This is a genomic window from Halosolutus sp. DAT137 (assembly GCF_059736405.1).
In genome coordinates this window covers 97577-118447 of the sequence record NZ_JCAQID010000002.1, presented here as the reverse complement: position 1 = coordinate 118447, position 20871 = coordinate 97577, and the positions used below count along the sequence as shown (strand labels likewise).

Here is a 20871-nt window from a genome sequence, read left to right as displayed (position 1 = left end):
ATCGGTCGCCTCTCCGCGATCGACGTCTACCCCGAACCGCTCGAAGTCCATCGTTGCTTGTACACGTCGACATCAGAACGAGCGCCGACAGAGCGCGGTTCGCTGGCCCTCTGTGTCACTCGGCTACAGGCGCGTACCTGCGGGCGTACCCGCCGGCCAGCGGTAGCGCATACTCCTCGCCCTGGTAGGCTTTGTACATGAGCAATACCCACAGGACGAGGCCCACGGGGGCCAGGAGGAGGCTCAACAGTCCGAGCGCCAGTCCCGCGATCCAGCCGACCACCGGGACGAACGCGAGGGCGGTCAACACCACCGAGAACGCGATCGACGCGACGAGGAAGCCGCCGAACACGATCGTACTCTGTGCGCCGTGGAACCGGACGAACTCGTCGTCGGACTCGATGAAGTAAAACAGGATTCCGGTGATGGGGCCGAGCAGGTAGCTCAACGCACCGGCGACGTTCGGTTCCAGTCCGGTTCCGGTCGTCCGTGCGTTCGCGTCGGGTTCGGTTTCGGACTGTTCTGATTGTATTGGTTCTTCAACAGACATTTCAATCTCACCGTTAGTACGCCTCTCTAGATAATAACTATAGACCCCCTTCCTGAAGCGAATCCTACAGAACGGTCCCGCTGAAGAACGCGGTCGTGCCGAATTTTGATCGCCTGAAGGCGACGACCCGATCGATTCCGTTCGTCACGAACAACGCAGCGACGGCGTTCAGCGAGTCTCGAGGTGTTCCGTCTTGAAATCCACCACACACACGGAATCTCGCCACACACAGACGGAATCCCGGGCGTCGATCGGACGCGCACCGCCGAACGGACTCGCCGTCCTCGATGGTAGGGACTGCCAGTGTATCCGGTTATCCGTTCCTACAACCCCCGAACGGGCCGTTCGACGCCCACCGGGACGGGCGATGGCGACGTTCGATCGACGGGTGGCGGGTCGTAACTACACCGGAAGCTGCCGTGGGATCGAGCAACCGAACCGGGACGTTGTCCGGCGAGTTCGGGAGAAATCATGAGCGATAACACAAACGAAATCGGACTCTCGCGGCGCAGAGTCCTCGGGAGCCTCGGCGCGATCGGCGTCGCTAGCGCAGGTGCCGGACTCGGCACGACCGCGTTTTTCAGCGACTCCGAACGCTTCGAGGACAACACACTCACCGCGGGCGAGTTCGACCTGAAGATGGACTACCGGATGACCTACCGCGGCGGTCACGGGCGACTCGCCGAGTTGCAGGCGAACTACCCGAACGCGACGTTCGTCGACGAGGAGATGGAGCCGACCGACGAGGACACCGGCGTCTACCTGCTCGACCAGGTCCCCGGCCGCGATAGCTACCCGGGAGCCGAAGACTGGGTCATCGGCGCGAACGGTATCTTCGACCCCGAAACCGGCGAGGGTGAGGGGTTCCGCCGCGAGGAGTTGATCGACGCGGACGACCTCGAGGAGGCGCTCATCCGCATCGGTGACGTGAAACCGGGCGACTACGGCGAGGTCACGTTCAGTACGCACCTCTACGACAATCCCGGATACATGTGGATCGGCGGCGCGTTGACCGGGAACGACCAGAACGGGTACACCGACCCGGAGATCGACGCACTCGAGGAGCTGGGCCTTCCCACGGACGACCCCGACGGAGAGGGCCAGCTTGCCGACGCGATTCGAGCGAAGATCTGGTACGACGACAACTGCGACAACATCCACCAGGAGGGTGGCGAAGAGGAAGGCGACGGCGTCGACGTGATGCTCGTCATCGACACCTCCGGATCGATGAGCGGCAGCCGGATCAACGCCGCGAAGAACGCGGCGAGTCTGTTTATCGACAACCTGCGCCCCGACGATCGCGTTGGCCTCGCGTCGTTCGATACCAGCGCGCGAGTCGACGAAGGGCTGACGTTCGATCACGGCGACGTGGATGCAGCCGTCCAGGGGCTCGGAACCGGCGGCGTCACCCAGATGGACGCCGGCGTCGACCTCGCCGCGAACGAGTTACAGACCAACGACCGCGGCGTCGACCAGGTCGTTATTCTACTCGGAGACGGCGAGCCGAACCGGTCGGCCCGTCCGGGCAACGACCACGTCCAGAACGCGATCGACGCCGCCGACGACGCGAAAACCGCAGACATCACGATGATCACTATCGGGCTGGGCGTTTCCTCGGGGAGCACCGCACAGAACACGCTCATCGCGATGGCGAGTTCGAGCAACGGGACCGTCCTGTACTACGACTCCCCGACCGGTGCCGAACTCGACGATATCTACGCACAGATCGCCGCGGTCGTCCTGACTGGCGAGGCGGTCATCGTCGAGGGCACGCTGCGCGAGGTGATGGATGCACTCGAAGCGGGCATTCCGCTAGACGCGAACCTCCGGGAGGAAGAGCGCGTCTGCTTCACCAACTCCGTCACCCGCTGTTTCGGCTTCGAGTGGGAACTGCCCACCGACGTCGGCAACGAGGTCCAGACGGATTCCGTGGAGTTCGCGATCGGTTTCGCCGCCGAACAGTGCCGCCACAACGACGGCGAGACGAACCCGTTCGAGCAGACCGCCTGATACGGTCAGTTGTGGTTCGTTACCGGTGATCGTCCGATCGGTGCGGGGATCACCGGTACCACGTCACAACGATCCGTCTGACTCGGAGGCGTCTTCGCAGAGACCACAGACCACGAGCGCCGGTAGCGCTCTCTCCGTCCGGGCCGTCGACGGTGGCGCTCCCTCGATCCGGGACGTCGACGGTGGCCGGTGGCGGTTCGACTCCGCCGATGGGGTTCCCTTCGGGGAAAGATAATTATGACTGACGACACCAATCAAATCGGACTCTCGCGACGAAAGATGCTGGGCGGCCTCGGCGCGATCGGCGTCGCGAGCGCGGGAGCCGGACTCGGCACGACTGCATACTTCAGCGACAGCGAAACCTTCGAGAACAATACGCTCACCGCCGGCGAACTCGACCTGTACGTTCACGTCGACTACGCCGAGGACCAGGGCTCGTACGCGCAGTGGTCTACCCCGGCGGGAACGTACGTCCAGGGCGGCGTCGTCGGCCAGAGCGTCTCGGACGAGGAGACGGGCATCTCACTCGAGGAAGGCGAGCCGCTCAGCATTCAGGTCGACGATCTCAAGCCCGGCGATTCCGGCGAGGGAGAGTTCTGTTTCTCCATCGTGGACAACCCCGCGTACATGTGGATGTGCGGCGAGTTGACCGCGAACGACCAGAACGGAACGACGGAACCCGAAGCGGCGGCCCTCGACGAGCTGTACGGTGAAATCCCCGCGGAGGGACAGCTCGCAGACGCCATGACGGTCACGATGTCCTACTGCGATTCCGAGGGCAGCGTCGGCGAGGAGATCGTCTCCGGCTCGCTCGCCGAGGTGATGGCCGCACTGCAAAACGGTATTCCGCTGTACGGCGACGGAAACCCCGACCAGCCGATCGCGAACCGGCCGGCGTTCGAGAGCGTCGAGGTCCCCTTCGTCGACGACGCGCCGAACGTCGCACAGACGTGCGTCTGCTTCGAGTGGGCGGTTTCCACCGATGTCGGCAACGAGATCCAGACGGACGCCGTGGCGTTCGACTTCGAATTCTACGCCGAGCAGGAACGCCACAACGACGGGACGACGAACCCGTGTATCAGCACCGTCGAAGTCGACGGCTTCGGGAAGAATTACTACGACGAAACCGCAGAGAAACTGTGGTTCTCGAAGGTTCGCAACGGCGGCTCCGGATTCAACGTTCAGGTCGGAGATACGCTCTTCGATCAGAGCAACGCGAACTACACCTTCGGCGGGTCTAGCTTCACGGGTACCGTCTCGCTGGCGTACGATGCACCGTCGGGGATGGCGACGCTGACGGTCGATAACGGCTCGACCGGAACGGTGAGTTACGACGTCGACGACACGCCCGGAAACGTGCTTGCGATCGTCGCGCGCGGGAACGACTCGAGCCACCGCACCTCCGTCTCGAACGTCCGGCTGAACGGGACCGCTCCGAGCGGGGCGGACGGCGTCGAATCCGACGGTGACGAGATCGTCTCGCTCAACGTCGAGGGACTGAACACCGGGTCCAGTTGGGAGCTCACCGCCGACCTCGAGTTCGACGGACTCGATCCCAGCGGCTCGCAAGAAAATCCGGCGATGTACGTCGACGTCCTCTCCGTCTGAACGACGGTCGACGACGACTCACGATCGACGCGACTACCGATCGAGTTGCTTTTCGAGGCGCGTTCGCGGGAAGACGTATACCCGAAGTGACTCGGGGACGACGCCGTTGCGGGCGACGGTCGCGTGTGGGTAGACGGCACCGACGACGGGCACGTCCGGATCGTAGTTCTCGTTGGTGGCGTACTCGGAAACGGTGCAGTCGGCCGCGTCGATCCGGACGGCGTCGGCCCGGAGAACGGAAACGTCGACGACGGTGAGTCGATCGTCCGTTTCCCGATCGACGACGGTGTCGCCCGGCCGGATCGTGTGCTCCGCACAGTAGACCGGGCCGGCGTACGCTTCGTCCACGAACACTGCGGTCGAGCAGTCGTGGCACTCGACGGCGATCTCACCTGGCGGCGGCGTTCGCCCCTCGGTGATCTCGATCGCGACGCGGCGGACGTGTTTACACCGGACGCTGCGGAAGACGTGATCCGGGCAGGTACAGCGGCCCGCCGGCAGATCGACGAGGTAGGTGTGGTCGCTGGCCGATTCGATTTCGTAGAGGCCGTCGCCCAGGGCCAACACGGACATCGGTTCGGTGCGGGCCCGGCGCGCCCTGGCTTCGAGTTGGTCGTCGGACGGAACTGGCAGTGGTGCTTTCGGTGACGCTGTTGTTTTCATGGGTGCGTCGAGCGGATTCGGTTCCGGTAGCGGGCCGGAGCCGGGGTGGCGATCGAACGGCTATACGGTCGTAGTAGGGGGTCGACGGGAATAACGAGCGCGCCTGCATGCTCAGCGACGACCCTGCACGTTCCGGGGTCTCGTTTAGAAACCTCACAGATCGATCGCGGCGTCGGAACGCGAACCGGTGCGTGAACGCCTCATCGAAGCGCTTTTGCCGAGGCCGGAGAAATCGCCATCATAATGCTCGCGCGCGAGCGACTCATCGAAATTATCGTGGCCGTCACCGCGGTCTTGCTGATGATCGCTACCATGATCGGCATCGGATCGACCTACGGTGTGGACAACGGGACCCTCTCTCCGGACGGCAGCGAGATACTTGTCGGGGCGATTATCGGCTTTATTCTCTTGCTGACCGTGGCCGGATTCGGCCTGGCCTACGTGCTGAACGATCCCGAGGACGGCGTCGAAACGGACGATGACGCCGACAGCCAGAGCGCGGCCTGATAGGCGCGCTCATAGGGATTATCGTAGGAGTTCATAGTTTTCCTCTGAAGGACCGAGACACAGTGCCGAAGGTCCGGTTTCGAGATCTCCGGTTGGCTACGATAATCCCTATCAGTCGCCGGCCGACGCGCTTTCTCCGTCGTCGCTCTCGCGCCAGTCGTCGATTTCGTCGTCGTCGGCCTCGTCGATCCGGTTTTCGTAGTAGGCCATCGGGTGCGGAATCCGCTCACAGAGGTCGTCCTTGTTCACGCAGTCGCCGTAGGACTGCATCGTCGCACAGGAGGGCGGCGAGTACTCCGTCGGCGAGCTATCGCCGCGGATGTGATCGGTCTGGTAGCGGGTCATCTCCTCGCCAAAGGAGGAGTTCACGCGGTAGAGGTCGACGATCTCGTCCGTGCTCATTCCGATGCTCGCCAGGAAGGCGGTGATCGCAAACCGGGAGTGGTGGGGCAGGTGCTCGCCCTTCTGGATCGAATCGAGCAACGCCTTCATACACGGCGGAAAGAGGTCGGGGACGACCGTATCGATCTCGCGGGTCAACTCGAGATCCGCGAGCACCTCGCGGATTTCGGCGGCGTCCGCCTCGAGCGCCGTCGCGATCGCCTCGGGGACCGAAAAGGGCAGGCCGTCCTCGATCCGATCGCGGATCGCCTCCCGGAGGAGCGCCAGCAGTTCCGCCTCGGAGACCGGAACTGCCCCGTCGGCAAGCGCCCGGTTGACCAGTCGCCACTCGTCGTCCCACAGATCGGCCGCGAGCGGAATGTAGGTCCCGACGTCGATTCGGTACCCGTCAGCCGTCTCGTTGACGGCGTCTCGGAGTTCGAACTCGGCCAGCAGATCCTCGATGTCCAGACCCGTCGAATCGACGCTTTTCAGCTCCGTCGTGTCGGTCAGATCGGCCGTGAACCGATCGTACGCGGTCGCGGCTTCGGCGCGAGCGTACTTCCGGATCAGCACCCGTTCGTCCACCATCGAAACGAGGACTCGTGCGACGGGATAGGAGAGCAGTTCGATGCGCGCCTGGCGGCGCGGGGTCCCGGTTTCGCCATCTTCGAGCGCCGCGATAACTCGCTCGCGGGCGCGATCGACGACCGCCCGGTCCTGTTCGACGACGGTGGCCAGATCGACGGCCTCCGTCGCCACGGCCTCGCGGGCGGCCCCGAGAAACGGGTACCGTGCGTGCAGTCGCTGCATCGGTAAGGAGATATTACTGCGACGGGGTAAACGTGCTGGTTGCCGCGTTGCTCGATTGTCCTGACTGTCTGTTCTCTGCGATCGTCGGCCGTCGACGAACTGCCGAGCGATAGCATCGCTAGCACCGGATTACCGGCCGATCGCGGGAATAGCGGCGAAGCGGCTGATGAATTGTCGGGGCGCGGCCGGAGACCGGTCACACAGATGGCGGCGCTGTGCTCCTGGTGTAATCACCTGTTGGCCCGGGCCGAGAGGGTCGATTACAAGGGCACCCGACACGTCACTCCGAGTATGCCACGGGCGAGTCGAGACGGCGTGTCGATCTATTACGAGCGCGACGACGGCGACGGGACGCCCGTCGTGTTCGTCCAGGGACTCGGGTACGGGCGGTGGATGTGGCGCTGGCAGCGGGAGGCCGTCGCCGGCGACTACGGCGTGATCGCGCCGGACAACCGCGGGACGGGGCGGTCAGACGCCGGCCTCCCGCCGATCGTGCCGCGTCTTCCGCGCAAACTCCGGGCCCCGCTGATTTTCAAGCTGGCCGGCTACTCGATCGCGGGGCTGGCCGCCGACCTCGAGGCGGTACTCGCGGACGCGGGCATCTACGAGGCGCATATCGTCGGCGCGAGCATGGGCGGGATGATCGCCCAGCACTACGCGCTCGAATACTCGCGGACAAAGACGCTGACGCTGCTGTCGACGAGCCACGGCGGGACGGATTCGGTGCCGGTTCCCGAGGAGACCCAGGAACACATCTTCGACGTCCCGAAGGGGGCGAGCGACCGCGAAACGCTCCGCCACCGGATGCGTCCCGCGTTCACCGAGCGGTTCACGAACCGGAACCCGCACCTGATGGACCGAATCATCGAGTGGCGACTCGAACAGGACGCGAGCGATCCGGCCCGCGAAGCTCAGGCCGCCGCCGTTCTCGGGTTCGACGTCGGTGACCGAACCCACGAGATCCGCGTGCCGACGCTAGTCGTCCACGGAACGAGCGATCGCGTCGTCCCGGTCTCGAACGGAACGCTGTTGGCCGAGAAGATTCCGGACAGTCGCCTCGAACTCGTCGAAGACGGCTCACACGCCGTGTTTATCGAGAACGCCGATCGCGTCAACGAGGCGCTGACGGCGTTTTTGGCAGACCACGAGTAGCGTCTCGATATCGACGGACGCTCAGTGTCGACACACTCTCGGTCCCGAGCTACACGCGTTCGGTCTGCTGGTCGTCGACGGACGCCGAATCGAGGATTCGAACCCGTCCGTCGGTGCTGACACAAACGTCGAGTCCATCGTAGAGAAACCACAGGCGGTGGACGCTCTCGGCATCGACCCGCTCGGCGTGGTCACAGAGAGAATCGAGGGCGTCCGGTTCGACGACGTCGTAGAGCGGGGGGAGATCGGATGGCTCCACGCCGTTTGACGTTGCGACCGCAGTGACGACGGCCTCACTCGCACGTTCGCCGGCTCCGGGGTCGAACGTCGTCACGTAGCCACTTTCACGTAACTCACTGTCGGCATCGTCTCTGGAGGACATAGCCTCTAATACCGGAGCGATACTGGTAGGAACGATCCTTACTATGTAACGCTTTTATATTACGACAGGTTCTGGAGCTGACGATCGGTCGGTCGAACACCACTCGCGAACAGCGTCGTAAGCAGGTTGCGGTGGCCGCGCCGGAGTCGGCCTGCGAGGGATTGGCGTGTGACTCCGAGGTCGCTCGCGAGGTCGTCGAGGGTGACCCGCCGGGGGTCGTCGAAGTACCCTCGTTCGAGTGCGAGTTCGAGCGCCTCGAGTTGTGCGATGGTGAGGCTCGCATGGGTCTCTTCGGACGTGAACGGCTGGAGGCGAACGACGGTAATGTCGACGCCGTTTTGCTGGCAGCGATCGCGAAACGCCGACAGTTCGTCGTGGCTGTCGGCCCGTATCCGGAACGTCCACAGGTTGCGTTTCCCAGTCGCAGAGAGCACCGTCACGTTCGGGTTCGTGAGCGCGCTGACCAACCCGTCGGCAGCGGGGTTCCACGCGACCCGGTAAAGCAATCCGTCGTCTTCGAGATCGTCGACGAGTGACAGCGAGTGGATGTCTGTCGTCCCTGTGAGCGCACTGTCGACGTCATCCCTGTTTACTCCCCGTACCCAGATGTAGGGAAAGAGTGAATCGGCGGTCGGGACAATCCGTTCGAGTTCGATCGTCGCCTCCGGCAGCGAGGCGAACGCGGTTCCGAGCGGGAACGCGTCTGCTGGGACGGTAAACTCGAGAAGTGTGGCCATGCTCCCGGCATACTACAGCCGGTTTCATAAACCCGAGGGTACGCGTTACTATTCCAGTCGTTCAGGCTGTAATCACAGTATACCGATCGTCCCCCGTCGAACTCCATTGCAGGGACCGTTGGCGCTGAGGATCGATCAGTCGCTCTGGATTCGCGGCGCCAGCATGTAGGTAACCTGACCCTGTCCGTCACCGAAGCCGAAGTAAATCTTGACCGGGAACTCCTCGCCGAGGTGGAGCGTGACCTCCGTGTCGCCGGGGATCGCTTTGTTCATGTCCTTGAGATAGTCGAGCGAGAACAGCGAGTGGGCGGGACCGACCTGCAGGTCGATCAGGTCGCCCTGGGTGAGTTCGAGGTGCACGTCGTCGGTGTCGCCCTCCGCGTCGACGTAGAAGTACTCCTCGGCCTCGTTGACGCCGAGTGCGATGTGGTCTGAAACCATGTCGGCCGCCTTCACCGATCGGTTGACGTCCTTCCCTTCGAGGACGACTTCTGCGGGCAGATCGAGGTCCGGAATGTCCGGCTCCTGTCGGATGGAGTCGGGATCGATCAGCGCGAGCGTGTACTCGAGTCCGTCGATCTGGATGTGCAGTTTGCGAGTCTCTTCGTCGAGTTCGAGCTGGATCAACTGGCCGGATTCGGCCATGCCCGCGATGTCCTCGAGTCGGGAGAGGTCGACGCCGATCAGCCCGCCGGTGGCTTCGTAGGATTCGAACGCGGCCGAATCGAGCGAGAGGTCGACCATCCCGACGTTCGCGGGATCGACGGCCCGGATTTCGAGGCCGTCTTCCTCGAGGTGAATTTTGCACTCGTCGACCAGCACGCTCACCGAATCGAGCGCGCTGGTGAGCGTTTCCGCGCTCACGATGGCCTTGAACATATGCGTCGGGGTACGGACGGTTGCCATAAAAAGCCACCCTTTACGCGCGAGCAGTACGGGGCGTTGACGATCGGGCCACCACAGCGTGTCGACGATCGGGCACCACTTCACTACATCTATCAGTCTCAACCGACTACTGTCCGAAAACCATGGCTCGCAAGGATCACTACTACAACAAGGCCAAACAGGAGGACTATCGCTCCCGATCGGCTTACAAGCTCAAACAGCTCGACGACCTCGAGAACGTCATCTCGGGCGGGGATACGGTCGTCGACCTCGGGGCTGCACCCGGCGGCTGGCTGCAGGTCGCCGCCGAGAAGGTCGGCCCGCCGGGCAACGTCATCGGGGTCGATCTCCAGCGAATCAAGGACCTCGAGGATTCCACCCTGGACGATCGCGTGGAGACGCTTCGCGGCGACATGACCGAGGAGCGAACCCGCGAACGGGTCGTCGACGCGGCGGGCGGTCCCGTCGACGTGGTCGTCTCGGACATGGCACCCAACATGTCCGGCGAGTACTCCCTCGATCAGGCTCGATCGCTCCACCTCGCCCGGATGGCCTTCGAAACCGCACTCGACCTGCTGGACACCGGCGGCAACTTCGTCGTGAAGGTTTTCGAGGGACCGGACGTGGACGCCTTCCGGGCCGACGTCGAAGACGAGTTCCAGTACGTGCGTGCGACGGCTCCCAAGGCGACCCGCGACGAATCTTCCGAGATCTACTTTATTGCGAAGGGGCGACTCACCGCGCCGATCAGGCCCGGCGACGAACTCGAGGTCGAGATCGTCGACGTGGGTAACGAAGGCGACGGGATCGCCTCCGTCGACGGCTACCGGCTGTTCGTTCCGGACGCCGAGAAAGGCGACACCGCCACCGTCCGCGTCGAGGACGTCAAGCCGAACTTCGGGTTCGCAACTCGGATCGATCGAGACTGAGCGATCGTCGCCATCTCGCACCTCTACGTGTCGTCTTGCAACCGCGATGCTACGCCGAGACAACGCTCATTCTTCGGTGTCGAGTCGGTCGTGGCGCTCGTCGATCTCGTCCAACACGTCGAGCGTTTTTCGGATGGACGCGCGGATCGCGTCGCTTCGGTTGACGAACTTGCCGTCGTCGCCGACGTGACTGTCCAGATCGTCGAGTAACTCCTGTGGAATTTCGACGCTGATCTTGGGCATATGCGTGGCGTTTGGAGGGAAACCTCTTAAGCCGTCGCCCGCTTTCGTTTCGGGTTCGTCGTTCGATCGAGCTGGCACCCCTCGTCTGCCGGGACGGGGGCGTCCCTAGCGACGCTTGGAGCGGCGTGCAAACGCAATTGCGGACGCGAGCAGGACGATCGAGACGATCGCTGCGAGCACGTAGCCGGAAGAAAACACGGAGACGGCGCCGAACCACGAGAGGGTGGTTATCGCCACGGCGACCGCGCCGAGGCCAAGCCAGTAGGTCGGCCACGCGGAACTGGTCTCCGGGACGAAGCCGAGATACGTCTCGAACGTCCCGGTAGCGGGCGTGGTCCGTACCGTCCCTCTCGCTTTGTCGTACTCGATGATCCCGTCGCGGTGTAACGCCGGCAGGTGTGACTGATACAGCGACGTGTAGACGCGCTTTCGTTGTTTGTAGGTCACTTCCGGGACCGGCACGTCGTTCTCTGCGGCTGCGATCCACTCGGCCAGCTCACGTAACGGAACCTGTGGGCCCGTCTCGGCGTGTTCCGATAGATATCGAAGCGCAAGTCGCCGGCGTCGGTTCGACAGCGTGCTGAATATCGTGTCTCTCGAGAGCCCCTCCTCGACGCGTGAGTCCTCTCGTCGGTTCGGTTCGCTGGTAGCGGCGGCTCCGGTAGCCCCATCCCCAAATTTCCCCCGCATACGTAGTGTATAACAACTGCTACGAGCATATAGATTCAGATTCCGAAGTATATTTCCGCTATTGATACGTGTTTTTGGGCTTCTCGCAGCGATCGGCCGATCCGGTTGGCGAAACAACACTATCGTTGCTCTGAGAGTCCGGTTTGTGTAATCGCCCGATCGACGTGGTGGTCGCCGGTAGCTCCGTCCGCTCGGCCGAGCGAGGCGGCTCTCGACGGCCCGACTCGGAGCGTGGGACCCCGGAGTCCGGGACACAACCGGACCGCGCCCCGTCCGGTTGGGGATGCTTTCCAGACGGTTCGCTCACAGGTAGGCGGTGTACAACTACCTCTCTTCCACGGGATCGACGGCTATGAGTCCAGTTCCACGCGTTCCAGCCACAGTCCTGGCGCTGAAGAATCCGGCCTACACCGGCGAGAACCGGTGTCTCCCCTGTACGGCTCTCAATCTCGCGATCGCGGTCGTGGCGGCGGCCGCCGTCGTCATCGTTGGAACGGTCGTCAGCCCCGGCCTCGCGACGGGTGCGGGTGTGGTGGTCCTCGTCGGATCGATCGCGCTCGTCTACTTTCGTGGCTACCTGATACCGGGAACGCCGGCCCTGACGAAACGGTACCTTCCCGACCGAGTCCTCTCGATATTCGGAAAAGAGACAGCGGCCGTCGCCCCCTCCCCACAGACGGGTGCAGATGTCCAGTCAATTCTGCTCGAGACCGGTATCGTCGTCGACGATCCCGCGGCCGACGATCTGGTGCTCGACCCGGACTTTGCCGCCGAATGGGAGCGATCGATCGCGATGCTGGACCGCGACGAAACGATGCTCAGCGACCGCCTGGCGTGGCTGGCCGACGCCGACGCGACGGCCCTCGAGTTCGAATCCCGGCCGCGATCGTTCGAGGCGTACGAGGGACCGACACCCCTGGCTCGATGGCCCTCGCGGGCCGCCTGTCTCGCGGACGCTGGCGCTGTCGAGTCGCTTTCCCGGCGAGACCCGGACTGGGAGCAGCGCCCCATTTCGCTCAAGCTGGATTTACTCGGCGTGTTGCGGCTGTTTCTCGAGCGCTGTCCGACCTGTGATGGGACGGTAACGCTCTCCCAGGAAGTCGTCGAGTCCTGCTGTCTGACGCGAGACGTCGTCGCCGGGACGTGTACCGACTGTGACGTTCGCGTCTTCGAGATGGACGTCGACCCCGACGCGCTCGCGACCGAGTGAGGCGGGACACTACCCGCTCTGTTGTGTAATTCTCACAGAAACTGCCAGTGAAACGGCTTTTCGACCGACTCTGTCTGTGTCGGCTTCGTTGAAATACGCAGACAGTGATACGTGTACCAAAACTACTGAAAGCTATACCGTGTGAGTGTTTCAACAGAGGCTCCGTATCGTCATTCGTGACGATCGGTGTCCGATTCCACTCGCCAGTGGTAGTCCGAAACTGCTGCTCGTTGTTCAACTGTTGGTCGTCGTCCCAGCGAACGGGCCGACGACGGGTACACCGATCGAGGTGCGTGACCGTCTACGGACGGCGATCGATCTCGACGTCCACTCACGCGCGAAGCGATCGCAGCACGGACCACCGGTTCGACCAGAGCTGGGTCCCGATCGCGACGGCGAACCCCGCGAGTGCAACGCTGGTCCACAATAGCGGATCGATCGCGCTGACGACGGGCACGTCCAGCTGCGTCGCGAGAACGACCAGCAGCGAGACGATACCGAGAGTCCGGTAGAGTTCGCTCCAGGTGATGCCATAGCGGGTGACGACCTCCATGTACTGGTCGACCTCGCGTGCGTGATCACACAGGGTGACGGTTCGCCTGTCGCGATCGTAGCTGACGACGCCGAGTTCATCGAGTTTCGGCAGGTGCGTCTGGTGGAGCGAACTGCGGACGCTCTCGCGGACCGACACTGGCGGCGGTGACTGGCCGGTTTCGGCGGCAGCGATCGCATCTGAAAGCTCGTAGACGGTAATTGAGCCGTCGGTGGCTCCGCTCAGACGGCGGAGCAGCTCTCGACGGCGACTGTTCGCGAGTACCTCGTATATTTCCCCCTCGGGGAGTACATTCGTTCGAAACATTCCCAACCCTCCCGACGATCGATCGTCGGTGCTTCTCGGTTGGCTATCGCGGACCGTCAGCATGTGGCGCGTACCGCCACCGGTATCGTCGGCCACTCCGGTCACAGGCCGATCGATCCGGCGGTTTGCCGAACAGTACGCGATCCGTGCCACCACCCGGACGACCCGGTAGGCCGGTGTGTCCTCCGTTCAGGTTCCCCTCGAAGAACCGGTTTGGCCACCGTACGCGGGCCGAACGACTGGTTCGAAACCGGCGAACGGTCGATTCGGGACCGACGGTCGACACCGATCGTCTCGTTCGACGGTGACGTGTCGGCTCGTAACTACGTGGGAATCACGCCCCGGTTGAGGTAACCTGACCGATTCCAGGAGCGGTTCCCTGACGATCGGTCAGGACAATCAATCATGACCGACGACAACACGACTATTGGACTGAGCCGCCGACGCGTACTCGGCGGCCTCGGCGCGATCGGACTTGCCTCTGCGGGTGCGGGTCTGGGAACGACTGCGTACTTCAGCGACTCGGAGAGCTTCGAGGGCAACACCATCCAGGCGGGTACCTTCGAGCTGGACGTCACCCAGACCACGCACGTGGTCGGCCAGGACGGGATGGGGCCGGACCAGATGGCCTTCGAGGAGGCGCTCGACCTCGTCGACGGCGAGTACTACGAGGGGTTCTTCGACATCACGGACGCGAAACCCGGTGACGACTACAAGTTCTGTTGGGACATCTGCGTGAAGCACAACCCCGGCTTCGTCGAGATCACCCTCGACGCCGAGGAGATGACGGGCAACGACAATGGCGTCTCGCACGTGGACGCGTCCGGTACTCTCGGTGAGTACATGCTCGCCGTCGTTACGATCGACGACCAGCGCGCGGGCGACGACACGGACGTCGTCTTCCAGGGAACGCTCGCAGAACTGATCGCAGAATGGGACGACGGCGGACTGGTCCACTCGTGGGACGACGAGGAAGTCACGAAGTACTGCCACCTCCCCTGTGAGTCGGACGTCGAGGGTGCGGAACTCGCACTAGACACCGTCGAGGTCTGCGTCTACCTCTACTTGCCCACCCACGCGGACGTGGGCGAGACGGTCGATGTCGGCGGCGTCTCCTTCGACATCGAGCAAGCGGACTCGCCCGGAAACCTCGTTCAGGGGGCGTCGTTCGAGGGCGACGTCGCCTTCGCCGCCGAGCAATGTCGCCACAACACCGAGCCATTCGGCGGGAAGTACTCGGTCAGCGACAACTCCCCGCCGCCGGGTGACGGGAGCTTCGGCGGACCGGCGTGAGCTAATTCGATCGTAGCGGCGGGAGAGAACCGTCGTCTGCGCAACTTATTCAAATCATGACACAAAACAATATCGACCTCTCTCGTCGCAAACTCCTCGGCGGGCTCGGGGCCGTCGGGATCGCCTCGGCAGGTGCCGGACTCGGAACGACGGCGTTTTTCAGCGACAGCGAGGGGTTTACTGAGAACCGAATCGACGCCGGAACGATCGAACTCCGGATGGACTGGCAACAGAGTTACTACACCGGCTGGGGCGACCAGGACCCGGACGATCACACCACGTGGGAGAAGGTCAACGCCTACCCCGACCGGGACGGCGACAACGTACAGGACACGATCTACGCCCGCGAACAGCTCGTCGAAGATCCGACGCTCCTCGGACTCCCGGCCGATGCAGACGACGACGAAATCGAGGCGGCCTACCGCGGCCAGTTCGCCAGCTTCGTGGGGACCAACGCGGACGGCAACCACGAGTTCCAGGGCCCGGTCATCGACCTCGACGACGTGAAACCCGGTGACAGAGGCGAAATCACCATCAGCAAGCACGTCTTCGACAATCCCGGCTACCTCTGGGTTGGCGCGAACCTCCAGGAGAACGCGATCGGCCCGATGAACGATCCCAAGCGGGAGGCGCTGCTCGAACGCTTTGGCGACCAGTTCGACGGTGAACCGACGGACCAGCAACTCGAAGCGGCCGCCGAAGCGGAGATGCTGCTCGCAAAGGAGATCGAAGCCGTCATGTGGTACGACGACGACTGCGACAACTTCTTCGACGAGGGGAAGGCGACCTGCATCCAGTTGGTCGTGGACAACACGGACTCGATGGGCAGTCAGGCCCCAGGTTCGCTCGACCAGCTAAAAGACGAGCTCCTGATCGGGGCGCTGGAGGAGTACGTCGGACGACTCGACACCAAAGACGGCTCCGAGTCACCTGACGGTGACATCTCGCCGTTCAGCATCGGTCTGACCAACTGGACCACGGTCGCGGATACCGTGCTCCCGCTGACCAGCGACGTGGGCGACATCATCGGAACGGACGGCGGGAGCTACGCGGACTCCACCGGCCTCCAGACGATCGACTACCAGTCCCTCGACGGCGGCACGGACCTGCCGCTCGCGATCGAGACTGGAGCCGACGAGCTGGCCGAGTGTCCCGAAGACGAAGAGCGCGTGATGGTCGTCGTCACGAACGGGATCAACGTCGACACCACCGAATTCCTCGCAGCAGCGAGCGACAACCTCCGTCTGAACGGCGGGTCGATCGACCAGTACCTCATCATCGGCTTCGGGACGCTACCCGACGACGTCGCCGTGTTAGAGCAGATCAGTACGCTTCCGGGGAACCACAAGTTCCTGCTCGTGTCTGGTACGAACATCGACGAGGCGATCAACGGCCCGACCGACGCCAGCGACGATCCGATCTCGAGCGTCGCCGAGGAGATCGGCTTCACTGCGGGCGGCGAGGAGGTAATCGTCCAGGGGTCGCTGTACGACGTGCTCACGCAGCCGGCGGGGATCACGGACGGCTCCGCCGAAGGCTACGAGGTCGACGGGATCGCGGTCCCCGAGGGCTACCCCCTCGACGCGGATCGCAACCGGGACGGTCGCGCCTGTTACCCGAACTCCGACACGCGGTGTATCGCTCTCGAGTGGCACCTCCCGACGGATGTCGGCAACGAGATTCAGGGCGACTCCCTCGTGTTCGACCTGCAGTTCTACGCCGAACAGTGTCGCCACAACGACGGGCTGAACCCGGCCCCGTTCGCGGCGCTGGACTGAGCGTGAGCGATCGGGCCACCGGTTCCCGGTCGCGATCGATCGCGATCGGATCGTTCACGACGGCGGTCCGTTAACCAATCCTGACGGTATGAGTAGCCTGTCGCGGTGAATTCGACTGGTAGCCGCGCCCTGCCGGCGCGGCTTCGAGACGGTATGGCTGTCATTCATATTGGCGCTCGACACCGACAGCGAACGACGAGCGGCCCACTCCACAGCACCTTGGACGCGACGGATGGGACGCCAAACACGAGTCGGACGCGAGGCGCGATCGACCCCGTGAACGAACACAACCCCAGCGTGGCTGGGCAGTCATCGAGGATGGACAGTGACACACCAACAACCTACCATAACGCGGCGATCGCTCCTGAGTAGCGGGAGCGCCGTCGGAATCGCGGCTCTCGGTTTTCGGGGTGCGACCACGACGGGTAACGCACCGGCGTACACGGACTACACGTACGCTCGAACGGCGGGAGACGAGGGGCCACGGCTTCGCGTCTCCTGGTATAGCACGTACAACGATCGGCTCGTCGCCGCGTCGCCGACGGACGAGGGTGGGAATGGCGGCGGCGGTGACGGCGGCGACGGCGACGATAATGGAGACGACTGGATCGCAACCGCACCCCCGCCCGCCGACGGTGACCAACCGCGAACCCACGGTCCGCTCGTTGCCGAGCCGAACGTCCTCCCGGGCGACTCCGGAACGATCGGGCTCGGCCTGTACGCCGAGGAGATGGACGCGCGGATCAGCCTGTTCCCGGCGGTTTCGGGCGACCTCGCGGAGGTCGTCGATCTCGATCTCTGGTACGACACCGGCGTGTTCGGGATCGGCAGCTGTTCGGGAACGAGCGTCGTGCCGGCGACCCCGGACGTTCAGACGACGCTCGCCGCGTTCGGTGAGACCTACGGAACCGATGGGCTCGCGATTCGAACCGGCGTTGTAGACTGTCTCCCGGAGGGTGAGCGCCTCTGTCTCGGCGTCGCCTGGCGCATCGACCGCTCGGTCACGAACGAGTGGCAACGGCAGTCCGTCGAGTTCGGACTCGGCTTCGAGGCCCAACAGTGCGGAGGGCTGCTATGAGCCGCGACGCCGTTCGGCTGAGTCGCCGCCGCGTTCTCGCCGCCGTCGGTGGCGTCGGCGTCGTAGGTGCCGCCGCTGGCGTCGGAACGACGGCGTACGTCAGCAATCGCGAGCGATTTACGGCCGCGATCGCCGCCGGCACGATCGAAATCGACGTCGACTGCGAGTCGTGTACGGTCGGGCCCGCCGGGGCGCAGTTCGCGTTCGACGGCATCGAACCCGGCGAGTCGCGAAGCGAGCAGCTGGTTCTGCACAACGCTGCCAGCAATCCCGCGCGCGTCTGGCTTCGGACCGATTGCCCGCCGACGATCGACCCGCTCGGCTCGACGCTCGAGGTCCGGCTCTCGATCGATCCTGACTGCAGTACGCTCACCGACGACGACCTCGTCGAGTACGATTCGGGGTGGACGACCCTGACCGATCTCCGGCGAACCCTCGCCAGCGGTCTGACGCTTACCGCAGACGACATCTGCCTCGCCCCCGACGACGTGATTTGTCTCCGATTCGAGTACCGGCTTCCGGAGGACGCGGCGTGGCTCGTCGACGCCGAGAGCGCCCTCACACTCGACCTCTACGCCGAACAGTGTCGCCACGGCGGCGACGTCGCTGTCGGGGACGGCCCGTTCGATCCCGTCGACTGTCCGGAACTCGACTGTCCCGACTGCGTCGAACTCGGGAAATTCGACGTCGATAACGATCGACTCCACGCGGGTTCGATCTACCCGCTCGACGACGGCGAGCACGAGATCCAGATTCTATCGGTGACGGACAAAGCCGACGGCGGCGATCGCGAAACCGTCTGTGCGAGCTTCCGCTTGCTGAAAAACGGCGAGGAGGACCTCGCACCGGCGATCTGCCGTGTTACCGTCGGCGGGGGGATCCCCCGTCGTCCGCCGAGCGACCCCGACTCTCGGGTCGTCACGTACCAGGTCGATCCGCCGCTGTCCCGAACGCGAGGAACACTCTGTGCCGCAAACGGCGAGGCGAAACTCGATCCCTGGTCGGTCGACGACGAGGACCGACCGGCGATCAGTAACATCACGGTGTTCGTCTGTCCGGATACCGCGGCGGAGACGAACGGAGGCCCTCACCAATGAACTACAAAAAAATCGCGAACGTACTCGGTTTCGTCCTCCTGATCGCGCTGGTCGTCCCCTTCGCCATCTACGCGGTGCCGGGAGTCATCGGCGGAGAGTACAGCTTCATCGTCCTCACCGGCAGCATGTCGCCGGCGATCGAACCCGGTGACGTGGTCGTCGTCGGTGAGACCGATCCGGCCGCGATCGAGACCGGCGACGTGATCACCTTCGTTCGGGGCTCCGAGACGACTCCGGTGACCCACCGCGTCATCGCCGTCGAGCAGACGGACGCGGGGCTGGCCTTCGAGACGCAGGGCGATGCCAACGGCCAACCGGATACGAGTCCGGTTCCCGCCGCGAACGTCCTCGGCGTCGTCATCCTGACGATCCCCTACATCGGCTACGTGATCCAGGCGGCGGGGACGCCGATCGGGTTCGTCGCGCTCGTCGCGATTCCGCTCGGGGCGCTGGTCGTCTCCGAACTGTGGTCGCTGGTCGCGGCCAGACGGGCTGACGATTCCCCATCGGAGGATGCCGACGACGTGCCCGCTGTCGATACCGAAACGGGCGGTGCGGAGGTCGCAGCCACAGCCAGCGAAGCCGCGGTCGACGAGCGTGCATCCAACCCGGCGACGACACCCACAGCGTCGCCGGACGAGACGGGCGGTGAGATCACCATCTCGGTAACGGACCTCCGACTAACGGGGGCGACGCTCGCCCTGATCGCGCCCTACGCCGGGTACGTCGCTTTCGAGCTTCGTACCGCCCTCACGATCGCCGTCGCGTTCGCGGTCATCCTGTCGGCGCTGCTCGTCGTCGGAACGCTGGCTTCACTCCGATTCGGCGGGAACGGTCCCGAATCGGCCCCGGAAACGGCCGTCTCGCGACCCGGCGCTGACGAGGCGGTCGGCGCGGCGACCGACGGCGGCTCGATCGCGACCGAGACGGACGACGTGGAATCGGCGGCCGTCGAGTCGGAGACCGATTCCGACCCCGTCGACCCCTCCGCCACCGTCGCGTCCGCCGAGTCCGCGTCCGTCGAGACGCGGACGGAGACGGCGGACCCATCGGCCGATACCGAGCCGTTGGAGACGAAGAGCATGATGGAGACGGCGGATTCGTCGGACGAGTTCGCGTGGACGGACGATCCCGAGGGGGGTGACTGAATGGCCTCGATCCGCACTCTCGGTATCTCCCTCCTCTGTCTGCTGATCGCGACGGCAGGCTTTGCCGGCGGCGCGGCAACCCTGGCGGTGTTCTCGGATACGGACGCGCTGTCGGGATCGTTCGCCACCGAGGAGTCGTTCTCGGAGACGATCGTCGGTGAGGAGTCGTCCACCGACGACGCTGGCCCGGCGTTCCGAACCGACCAGCACACCGACGAGGAGTCTGAGGACGTGCCGACGGACGACGGTGACACGCCGATCGAGAACGACACGGCCGACGAAACGAACGAGACGGTCGAGAACGAGACCGTAACCGACAACGAGACGACCGACGAGGAACTGCCGACGACGGATGAGACCGGGGACGGAAACGAGACCGCAGTCGACGATCCGCCGGCCGACGGCGATCGATCGCCATCGACCCAGCCGTCCGAGGATGACGACCAACGCGAGATCACCGACTCCGGAGACGATGACGACGGCGATGATGGGGTGGGAAGCCCCGCGCCAGACGATGACGGCGCGTTAGACGAACACGACGTTTCGGAGGCCGAAGGAACGGGTGAGGACTCGGAAGCGGAAGAGGCGGGTGACGGTCAGGGGGCGGAAGACGACTCGGAGACCGAAGACGGTGAGGACTCGGAGACCGAAGACGTTGGCGACGATCCTGCATAGAGCGCGGAGTAACCCTGCATAGAGCGCGACACCACCATTATTTACGAGCACCGAGAGCGGTTCACCGCCGGAGCAGGTGAATCCCCGCGACGGCGGCCTTTTCACGTCGACGGGTTTTGCCGGGATCGATCGAACGAGTGTCCTCAACGCGATGAGAGAGACCCCCGGAAAACGGGGCTGCGA

Annotated in this window: 21 protein-coding genes; 12 read left to right on the top strand and 9 right to left on the bottom strand. The window is 64.1% G+C overall.

All coding sequences use genetic code 11. The features are described 5' to 3' along the window. Positions 1-115: 115 nt before the first annotated feature. Entirely contained in the window at positions 116-550 is a 435-nt protein-coding gene (locus AC6I6L_RS06630) for a DUF4870 domain-containing protein (RefSeq protein WP_497916950.1), read from the bottom strand. A 471-nt stretch (positions 551-1021) separates the two neighbouring features. Here AC6I6L_RS06630 and AC6I6L_RS06625 point away from each other — a divergent pair, with 471 nt between their 5' ends. Then, the gene (locus tag AC6I6L_RS06625) at positions 1022-2560 is read left to right on the top strand and encodes a vWA domain-containing protein (protein ID WP_497916949.1); all 1539 of its coding nucleotides are present in this window, start codon (positions 1022-1024) and stop codon (positions 2558-2560) included. A gap of 237 nt (positions 2561-2797) precedes the next feature. Further along, positions 2798-4168, top strand: coding sequence for a SipW-dependent-type signal peptide-containing protein (locus AC6I6L_RS06620; RefSeq protein WP_497916948.1), 1371 nt, complete (start codon positions 2798-2800; stop codon positions 4166-4168). 33 nt (positions 4169-4201) lie between these two features. On the opposite strand, the gene AC6I6L_RS06615 is transcribed toward AC6I6L_RS06620, so the two are convergent. Then, the gene (locus tag AC6I6L_RS06615) at positions 4202-4831 is read right to left on the bottom strand and encodes an SWIM zinc finger family protein (RefSeq protein WP_497916947.1); all 630 of its coding nucleotides are present in this window, start codon (positions 4829-4831) and stop codon (positions 4202-4204) included. Positions 4832-5074: 243 nt separating this feature from the next. On the opposite strand from AC6I6L_RS06615, the gene AC6I6L_RS06610 reads away from it, so the two are divergent. Further along, positions 5075-5338: a DUF7472 family protein gene (locus tag AC6I6L_RS06610; RefSeq protein ID WP_497916946.1), complete on the top strand. Its 264-nt coding sequence runs from the start codon at positions 5075-5077 to the stop codon at positions 5336-5338. 111 nt (positions 5339-5449) lie between these two features. Here AC6I6L_RS06610 and priL read toward each other — a convergent pair whose 3' ends face one another. Next, a complete protein-coding gene (priL, locus tag AC6I6L_RS06605) occupies positions 5450-6532 on the bottom strand; it encodes a DNA primase regulatory subunit PriL (protein ID WP_497916945.1) in 1083 nt (360 codons plus the stop codon). A 291-nt stretch (positions 6533-6823) separates the two neighbouring features. On the opposite strand from priL, the gene AC6I6L_RS06600 reads away from it, so the two are divergent. Beyond that, on the top strand, positions 6824-7684 hold the full coding sequence (locus tag AC6I6L_RS06600; RefSeq protein ID WP_497916944.1) for an alpha/beta fold hydrolase: 861 nt from the start codon (positions 6824-6826) through the stop codon (positions 7682-7684). Positions 7685-7733: 49 nt separating this feature from the next. On the opposite strand, the gene AC6I6L_RS06595 is transcribed toward AC6I6L_RS06600, so the two are convergent. From AC6I6L_RS06595 to AC6I6L_RS06585, 3 genes are all read right to left on the bottom strand, one after another. Further along, a complete protein-coding gene (locus AC6I6L_RS06595; protein ID WP_497916943.1) occupies positions 7734-8066 on the bottom strand; it encodes a HalOD1 output domain-containing protein in 333 nt (110 codons plus the stop codon). A gap of 59 nt (positions 8067-8125) precedes the next feature. Next, positions 8126-8803: a helix-turn-helix domain-containing protein gene (locus AC6I6L_RS06590; protein ID WP_497916942.1), complete on the bottom strand. Its 678-nt coding sequence runs from the start codon at positions 8801-8803 to the stop codon at positions 8126-8128. 135 nt (positions 8804-8938) lie between these two features. Then, a complete protein-coding gene (locus AC6I6L_RS06585; RefSeq protein ID WP_497916941.1) occupies positions 8939-9682 on the bottom strand; it encodes a DNA polymerase sliding clamp in 744 nt (247 codons plus the stop codon). A 149-nt stretch (positions 9683-9831) separates the two neighbouring features. On the opposite strand from AC6I6L_RS06585, the gene AC6I6L_RS06580 reads away from it, so the two are divergent. Next, positions 9832-10617: a 23S rRNA (uridine(2552)-2'-O)-methyltransferase gene (locus AC6I6L_RS06580; RefSeq protein ID WP_497916940.1), complete on the top strand. Its 786-nt coding sequence runs from the start codon at positions 9832-9834 to the stop codon at positions 10615-10617. A 66-nt stretch (positions 10618-10683) separates the two neighbouring features. Here AC6I6L_RS06580 and AC6I6L_RS06575 read toward each other — a convergent pair whose 3' ends face one another. After that, complete coding sequence (locus tag AC6I6L_RS06575) at positions 10684-10860, bottom strand: ribbon-helix-helix domain-containing protein (RefSeq protein ID WP_497916939.1); 177 nt, start codon at positions 10858-10860, stop codon at positions 10684-10686. 105 nt (positions 10861-10965) lie between these two features. Continuing rightward, positions 10966-11550: a DUF7344 domain-containing protein gene (locus AC6I6L_RS06570; RefSeq protein WP_497916938.1), complete on the bottom strand. Its 585-nt coding sequence runs from the start codon at positions 11548-11550 to the stop codon at positions 10966-10968. A gap of 352 nt (positions 11551-11902) precedes the next feature. Here AC6I6L_RS06570 and AC6I6L_RS06565 point away from each other — a divergent pair, with 352 nt between their 5' ends. Next, the gene (locus AC6I6L_RS06565) at positions 11903-12760 is read left to right on the top strand and encodes a DUF8054 domain-containing protein (RefSeq protein WP_497916937.1); all 858 of its coding nucleotides are present in this window, start codon (positions 11903-11905) and stop codon (positions 12758-12760) included. Between the two features lie 331 nt (positions 12761-13091). Here AC6I6L_RS06565 and AC6I6L_RS06560 read toward each other — a convergent pair whose 3' ends face one another. Beyond that, a complete protein-coding gene (locus tag AC6I6L_RS06560) occupies positions 13092-13619 on the bottom strand; it encodes a DUF7344 domain-containing protein (protein ID WP_497916936.1) in 528 nt (175 codons plus the stop codon). Positions 13620-14024: 405 nt separating this feature from the next. On the opposite strand from AC6I6L_RS06560, the gene AC6I6L_RS06555 reads away from it, so the two are divergent. The 6 genes from AC6I6L_RS06555 (at position 14025) to AC6I6L_RS06530 (ending at position 20688) form a co-directional block, all read left to right on the top strand. Next, entirely contained in the window at positions 14025-14912 is an 888-nt protein-coding gene (locus AC6I6L_RS06555; RefSeq protein WP_497916935.1) for a SipW-dependent-type signal peptide-containing protein, read from the top strand. Between the two features lie 56 nt (positions 14913-14968). Then, positions 14969-16690, top strand: coding sequence for a vWA domain-containing protein (locus AC6I6L_RS06550; RefSeq protein ID WP_497916934.1), 1722 nt, complete (start codon positions 14969-14971; stop codon positions 16688-16690). Positions 16691-17015: 325 nt separating this feature from the next. Continuing rightward, entirely contained in the window at positions 17016-17768 is a 753-nt protein-coding gene (locus tag AC6I6L_RS06545; RefSeq protein WP_497916933.1) for a hypothetical protein, read from the top strand. Next, the gene (locus AC6I6L_RS06540; RefSeq protein ID WP_497916932.1) at positions 17765-18865 is read left to right on the top strand and encodes a hypothetical protein; all 1101 of its coding nucleotides are present in this window, start codon (positions 17765-17767) and stop codon (positions 18863-18865) included. Before AC6I6L_RS06545 ends, AC6I6L_RS06540 begins: the two co-directional genes overlap by 4 nt. Beyond that, positions 18862-20013, top strand: coding sequence for a signal peptidase I (locus AC6I6L_RS06535; protein ID WP_497916931.1), 1152 nt, complete (start codon positions 18862-18864; stop codon positions 20011-20013). Before AC6I6L_RS06540 ends, AC6I6L_RS06535 begins: the two co-directional genes overlap by 4 nt. Next, the gene (locus tag AC6I6L_RS06530) at positions 20014-20688 is read left to right on the top strand and encodes a hypothetical protein (RefSeq protein ID WP_497916930.1); all 675 of its coding nucleotides are present in this window, start codon (positions 20014-20016) and stop codon (positions 20686-20688) included. Positions 20689-20871: the final 183 nt, after the last annotated feature.

Bases quoted from the DNA above. Each gene is read 5' to 3' on its own strand.
- AC6I6L_RS06630 (WP_497916950.1), bottom strand. From the start codon at position 550: ATGTCTGTTGAAGAACCAATACAATCAGAACAGTCCGAAACCGAACCC.
- AC6I6L_RS06625 (WP_497916949.1), top strand. From the start codon at position 1,022: ATGAGCGATAACACAAACGAAATCGGACTCTCGCGGCGCAGAGTCCTC.
- AC6I6L_RS06620 (WP_497916948.1), top strand. From the start codon at position 2,798: ATGACTGACGACACCAATCAAATCGGACTCTCGCGACGAAAGATGCTG.
- AC6I6L_RS06615 (WP_497916947.1), bottom strand. From the start codon at position 4,831: ATGAAAACAACAGCGTCACCGAAAGCACCACTGCCAGTTCCGTCCGAC.
- AC6I6L_RS06610 (WP_497916946.1), top strand. From the start codon at position 5,075: ATGCTCGCGCGCGAGCGACTCATCGAAATTATCGTGGCCGTCACCGCG.
- priL (WP_497916945.1), bottom strand. From the start codon at position 6,532: ATGCAGCGACTGCACGCACGGTACCCGTTTCTCGGGGCCGCCCGCGAG.
- AC6I6L_RS06600 (WP_497916944.1), top strand. From the start codon at position 6,824: ATGCCACGGGCGAGTCGAGACGGCGTGTCGATCTATTACGAGCGCGAC.
- AC6I6L_RS06595 (WP_497916943.1), bottom strand. From the start codon at position 8,066: ATGTCCTCCAGAGACGATGCCGACAGTGAGTTACGTGAAAGTGGCTAC.
- AC6I6L_RS06590 (WP_497916942.1), bottom strand. From the start codon at position 8,803: ATGGCCACACTTCTCGAGTTTACCGTCCCAGCAGACGCGTTCCCGCTC.
- AC6I6L_RS06585 (WP_497916941.1), bottom strand. From the start codon at position 9,682: ATGTTCAAGGCCATCGTGAGCGCGGAAACGCTCACCAGCGCGCTCGAT.
- AC6I6L_RS06580 (WP_497916940.1), top strand. From the start codon at position 9,832: ATGGCTCGCAAGGATCACTACTACAACAAGGCCAAACAGGAGGACTAT.
- AC6I6L_RS06575 (WP_497916939.1), bottom strand. From the start codon at position 10,860: ATGCCCAAGATCAGCGTCGAAATTCCACAGGAGTTACTCGACGATCTG.
- AC6I6L_RS06570 (WP_497916938.1), bottom strand. From the start codon at position 11,550: ATGCGGGGGAAATTTGGGGATGGGGCTACCGGAGCCGCCGCTACCAGC.
- AC6I6L_RS06565 (WP_497916937.1), top strand. From the start codon at position 11,903: ATGAGTCCAGTTCCACGCGTTCCAGCCACAGTCCTGGCGCTGAAGAAT.
- AC6I6L_RS06560 (WP_497916936.1), bottom strand. From the start codon at position 13,619: ATGTTTCGAACGAATGTACTCCCCGAGGGGGAAATATACGAGGTACTC.
- AC6I6L_RS06555 (WP_497916935.1), top strand. From the start codon at position 14,025: ATGACCGACGACAACACGACTATTGGACTGAGCCGCCGACGCGTACTC.
- AC6I6L_RS06550 (WP_497916934.1), top strand. From the start codon at position 14,969: ATGACACAAAACAATATCGACCTCTCTCGTCGCAAACTCCTCGGCGGG.
- AC6I6L_RS06540 (WP_497916932.1), top strand. From the start codon at position 17,765: ATGAGCCGCGACGCCGTTCGGCTGAGTCGCCGCCGCGTTCTCGCCGCC.
- AC6I6L_RS06535 (WP_497916931.1), top strand. From the start codon at position 18,862: ATGAACTACAAAAAAATCGCGAACGTACTCGGTTTCGTCCTCCTGATC.
- AC6I6L_RS06530 (WP_497916930.1), top strand. From the start codon at position 20,014: ATGGCCTCGATCCGCACTCTCGGTATCTCCCTCCTCTGTCTGCTGATC.